This is a genomic window from Streptomyces sp. UH6 (assembly GCF_013421635.1).
Classification (GTDB): domain Bacteria; phylum Actinomycetota; class Actinomycetes; order Streptomycetales; family Streptomycetaceae; genus Streptomyces; species Streptomyces abyssomicinicus.
This window is the reverse complement of sequence record NZ_JACADT010000388.1, coordinates 1-4,957: the sequence shown is the minus strand read 5'-3', so window position 1 is coordinate 4,957 and position 4,957 is coordinate 1. Positions and strand designations below refer to the sequence as shown.

At 71.9% G+C, this 4,957-nt stretch carries 4 protein-coding genes and 1 pseudogene; 4 read left to right on the top strand and 1 reads right to left on the bottom strand.

Annotation, left to right across the window (positions count from 1 at the left end; all coding sequences use genetic code 11):
- Positions 1-143 precede the first annotated feature (143 nt).
- The 3 genes and pseudogenes from HW445_RS18235 to HW445_RS18225 all read left to right on the top strand — a co-directional run.
- A complete protein-coding gene (locus HW445_RS18235; RefSeq protein WP_180222062.1) occupies positions 144-773 on the top strand; it encodes an N-acetyltransferase in 630 nt (209 codons plus the stop codon).
- Positions 774-1,147: 374 nt separating this feature from the next.
- Entirely contained in the window at positions 1,148-2,245 is a 1,098-nt protein-coding gene (locus HW445_RS18230) for a vWA domain-containing protein (RefSeq protein ID WP_180222061.1), read from the top strand.
- A gap of 45 nt (positions 2,246-2,290) precedes the next feature.
- A pseudogene (locus HW445_RS18225) lies at positions 2,291-3,103 on the top strand (SDR family oxidoreductase); the annotation flags it as partial.
- Between the two features lie 46 nt (positions 3,104-3,149).
- Here HW445_RS18225 and HW445_RS33640 read toward each other — a convergent pair.
- Positions 3,150-4,067, bottom strand: coding sequence for a slipin family protein (locus HW445_RS33640; RefSeq protein WP_257231152.1), 918 nt, complete (start codon positions 4,065-4,067; stop codon positions 3,150-3,152).
- Between the two features lie 137 nt (positions 4,068-4,204).
- Here HW445_RS33640 and HW445_RS18220 point away from each other — a divergent pair.
- Positions 4,205-4,957: MerR family transcriptional regulator (locus HW445_RS18220; RefSeq protein WP_308799414.1), on the top strand; the 753-nt coding region annotated here is incomplete at its 3' end.

Here is a 4,957-nt window from a genome sequence, read left to right as displayed (position 1 = left end):
GGACGCCGCGGAGTTCACCGCCGCCCACGGCGCCGCCGCCGGCGCCACGACCTCCGGGGCGGCGAACGCCCCTGACGGGGCAGGCCGGTTCGCCCACTGAACCCCGTGTCACCGACCGCGTCCACGTGCCATCATCACGTCTCATGACGTCCGTGCCCTTCGTGCGCCCCTACCGGTCCTCCGACCGCCCGGCCGTCGGCCGCATCTGTGTGCTCACCGCCCACAACGGGGGTGACGCCACGCCGCACTACGCCGACCCGACGATCCTTCCGACGATCTTCGCCTACCCCTACGTCGACCGGGAGCCCGAGCTGTCCTTCGTCATCGACGACGGGGACGGCGAGGCGGTCGGCTACATCGTCGGCACCGCCGACACCCCGGAGTTCGTCAGCTGGTTCCGCGACCAGTGGCTGCCCACCGTCGTCGACGCGTACCCGCCGCCCACGCCCGACGGCTCCGAGCCGACCCCCGACCAGTCGATGGCCGCCCTGCTGCACCGTCCGGAACGCATGGTGCTGCCCCAACTCCGGGGGTACCCGGCCCACCTGCACATCGACATCCTTCCGCCGTGGCAGGGCAAGGGCCTGGGGCGCGCCCTCATGGACGCCTACCTCGCCGCCCTGCACGAGTCCGGCGTCGACGCGGTCCACCTCTGCATGGCGCAGGCCAACACCCCGGCACGCGCCTTCTACGACCGCGTGGGCTTCCAGGACCTCGAGATCCCCGACGACGGCCCGGTCTGGTACCTCGGCCGTCCCACCGCCCGCGTCTGAGGGGTCGAACGGCCCGAGAGGGCCGCGGCACGACCCTGACCGGTCGATCACCCGGGGGCCGCCGAGGCGGTCCGCCGTCGAGGCCGGCCCCCGGCGGTCCGACCCCCGGCGGTCCGACCCCGGGCGGCTCCGCACCCGGACGGCTCCGCACCCGGCGCCGTGAGCGGGCCCCCACCTGCCCGCCGGCCCGCACCACCGCGTTGTCGGTCCCCCTCCCTAGGATGAGGACATCAGCTGGACGAACGACAGTCCACGCCGGGATGCGCGGTCCCGGTTGTCGCTGACCGGCAACTGGCCAAGCCCTCATTCAAGAAGCCGTATCCCCGCACGCCCTTTTCACGGTCCGGGGAGACGAACCGAAGGGAACTGACGCGATGAGCACGACGGCAAAGGCCCGACTCAAGAAGCACCTGGTGAACCACGTCGCCCTCGTCATCGACAAGTCCGGCTCGATGCAGGGTCATTCGGAGCAGCTCATCCGCGTCGTCGACGAGTTCGTGAAGGGCCTCGCGGAGGAGTCCGACCGGCTCGGCCACGAGACCCGCATCAGTCTCTACGCCTTCGACCACCTGGTCGAGAACCTGGTCTGGGACATGGACGTCAAGCACCTCCCGTCCATGCGCGGCCTCTACACGGTCGAGAACGGCGCGACCGCGCTGATCCAGGCCTCGGTGAAGGCCCTCGACGACCTCGGGCACATCTGGGAGGAGTACGGCGAGCACAGCTTCCTCCAGGTCGTCGTCACCGACGGTGAGGAGAACGCCTCCGGCGCGGACACGACCGGCCGCCGTCACGACCACCTTCCCAACGGCCGCGCCCTGCTGGACGAGTGGCGGAGCAGGATCGCCGACAAGCTGAACAGCCTGCCGGACCACTGGACCTCGGCCATCATGGTGCCCAACTCCCTGGCCAAGCGCACCGCCCAGCAGTACGGCTTCCCCACCGGCAACATATCGATCTGGGACGCCGACTCGGCCCAGGGCGTCGAGGAGGCGATCGGCACCGTCAAGTCGGCCGCCACCAGGTTCCTCCGGGACCGCGAGCAGGGCGTCCGCGGCACCCGGAACCTCTTCTCCATGGGCCAGGACCTGAGCACGGCCGACGTGAAGACCAATCTCCAGGCCATGGACGCCGGGAAGTACGTGCTGATACCCGTCGACGAGCAGACGGCCATCCGCGACTTCGTCACCAGCGCCGGCCACCCCTACAGGACGGGCTGCGCCTTCTACGAACTCTCCAAGCGCGAGAAGATCCAGGCCAGGAAGCAGATCGCCGTGGCGGAGAAGGACCCGGCCACCGGCCGGACGACCGGCAAGGTCTTCACCGGTCCGGCCGCCCGTCAGCTCCTCGGCCTGCCGGCGTCGGAGGTCACCGTGACGCCGGGCAGCAACGATGCCTACACCGTCTTCGTCCAGTCCACCTCGGTCAACCGGAAGCTGATCCCGGGCACCAAGCTGCTGGTCCTGCTGTAGAGGCCGCGTTCCCCGTCCCGGGCCCCTCCGTTACCGTGTCGGTCCATGACGGTTCTGGTCATCGGGGGAAGCGGCTTCCTGGGCGCGGAGCTGGTCCGCCAGGCGCTCGCGGCAGGGCACAGGACGGCCGCTTCCTACTCCTCCCGGCCTGGTCAGGCCTCGGGGGCCGCCTGGTACCCGCTGGACCTCCGGGACTCCGCGGGTGTCACCCGTGTGATGGCCGAGGTGGCCCCCTCGGTGGTGATCAACGCGTCGAGCGGCGGATCCGACTGGTCGGTCACCGCGGACGGTGCGGTCCGCGTGGCACTGGCCGCGGCCGGCCTGGGCTGCCGCCTGGTGCACGTGTCGAGCGACGCGGTGTTCTCCGGGGCGAGGGACCGCTACGAGGAGAGCTGCCTCCCCGATCCGGTCTACCCCTACGGCGCCGCCAAGGCCGCTGCCGAGACAGCGGTGCGGCTCCTGCTGCCGGGTGCCGTCGTGGCCCGCACCTCGCTGATCGTCGGGCACGGCCGGTCCGAGCACGAGCGCCTCGCGCACGCCCTGGCGACCGGCAGCCGCGCAGGGGCCCTGTTCACCGACGACATCCGCTGCCCGGTGCACGTCGAGGACCTGGCCGCCGCCCTGTGGGAGATCTCGTTCTCCGATGCGGCGGGCGTCTTCCATCTGGCTGGCCCGGATGCCGTGAGCCGGTTCGAGCTGGGGCTGCTCGTCGCCCGGCGTGACGGGCTCGACGGCGCTCGGCTGCCCTCCGGTCGGCGGGCAGCCTCCTCCGTGCCCGGCCCGCTCGACGTGCGGCTCGACAGCCGTGTCTCCCAGGGCCGCTTGCACACCAGGCTCCGCGGCGCGTACGAGTTCCTCCCGGGCATCGCCCCTCGGCACGGCGGGGGTGGCGGGCGTCGAGGGCCTACCGGTGCCACTCCTGCGCGCCCTGCGGATGCTCCGCGAGGTCCCGCAGGCGCTGGAGGATGCTCTCCGACGCCCCCTCCCCCGGCGCCGTCGCGGTCGGCGGCGGCCCCACCGCCGTCGGCCGGCTGACCGGCTGGACCGCTCCGGACACCTGCGGCTGGGCGGCGCGTTCCAGGAACCGGAGGAGTTCCACCGGGAAGGGCAGGACGAGGGTGGAGTTCTTCTCGGCGGCCACCGCCACCACCGTCTGCAGCAGCCGCAGCTGGAGCGCGGAAGGCGTGTCGGCCATCTGCTGCGCCGCCTCGGCCAGCTTCTTCGACGCCTGGAGTTCCGCGTCGGCGTTGATGACGCGGGCCCGCCGGTCCCGGGCCGCCTCGGCCTGCCGGGCCATGGAGCGCTTCATGCTCTCCGGCAGGGACACGTCCTTGATCTCGACCCGGTCGATCTGCACGCCCCAGCCGACCGCGGGGCTGTCGATCATCAGCTCCAGGCCCTGGTTCAGCTTCTCCCGGTTGGACAGCAGGTCGTCCAGGTCGCTCTTGCCGATGATGGACCGGAGCGACGTCTGCGCCATCTGCGAGACGGCGAAACGGTAGTCCTCGACCCGGACGATCGCGTCGGCCGCGTCGACGACCCTGAAGTAGACGACCGCGTCCACCCTGACGGTCACGTTGTCCCGCGTGATCCCCTCCTGCGCGGGGACCGGCAGGGTCACGATCTGCATGTTGACCTTCCGCAGCCGGTCGACCGCCGGAACGATCAGCGTGAGTCCCGGCTCGCGCGCCGGGGCCCGAAGCCGTCCCAGGCGAAAGACGACGCCCCGCTCGTACTGCTTGACGACCCGCACCGCGGCAGACAGGTACACCGCGCCGACGGCCGCCAGCGACCCGCCCGCCACCAGCAGTTCCTCGATCATCGTGGCCCCCGGGATTCCGAAGGGAGAAAGGAATAAAGGGAACATTTCTTCCACAGTAAACCCGTCCCGCCGCATCCCAGGCGCCGCCGGGTGACGGCTTGCACCTGACGTGGCGGGAGGTCCTGGCGTTGCCCCACGTGAACGGAGAAGACACCCCCGGGCGCCGGTGGAGCATCGGCGAGCCGGCCCAGGCCACCGGCGTGACCGTGCGCGCGTTGCACCACTACGACGAGATCGGCCTGCTGCGGGCCGGTGAGCGCACGGCTGCGGGACACCGCCGCTACACCGCCGCCGACCTGCGGCGGCTGTACCGGGTACGGACGCTGCGCAGCCTCGGCATGCCCCTGGAGGAGATCGGGCGCGTGCTCGGCGCACCCGAGGACCTGGCCGGCACGCGCGCCCTGCCGGCCGCGCAGCTGGAGCAGCTGACCGCGCAGGCCGAGCGGCTCCAGCAGCTCGTCCGGCAGGTCGGCGGTCCGCTGCGGCAGCTCGACGCGGGGGCGCTGCCCGATCCGGACCAGTTCATGACGACGTTGGAGATGATCTCGATGCTGGACAGCTGTTTCACGGACGAGCAGCGCGAGGAGCTGGCACGCCGTCGCGCCGCGCTGGGCCCCGACGCCGTCGAGGAGGCCAGGAGTCGCTTCGCCGGACCGGTCGAGCAGTTGCTGGGCCACGTGCGGGACGACACCCCGGTGGACGACCCCCAGGTGCAGGACCTTCTGCGGCGCTGGGAGGAACTCGGCTCCGCCTTCCACGCCGAGGGCGCGGGCGGCGAGCGGACCAAGGCCGCGGCCCGGCGGATGTGGCAGGAGCAGGGGGCCGGGCTCAGCCGGAATCTGCCTTGGCCGGCCGAGAGCATGGCCACCCTGACGGCCTACCTGGAGCGC

Excerpts from the sequence above, each read along its gene's own strand:
- HW445_RS18235 (WP_180222062.1), top strand. The coding sequence starts at position 144 with ATGACGTCCGTGCCCTTCGTGCGCCCCTACCGGTCCTCCGACCGCCCG.
- HW445_RS18230 (WP_180222061.1), top strand. The coding sequence starts at position 1,148 with ATGAGCACGACGGCAAAGGCCCGACTCAAGAAGCACCTGGTGAACCAC.
- HW445_RS33640 (WP_257231152.1), bottom strand. The coding sequence starts at position 4,067 with ATGATCGAGGAACTGCTGGTGGCGGGCGGGTCGCTGGCGGCCGTCGGC.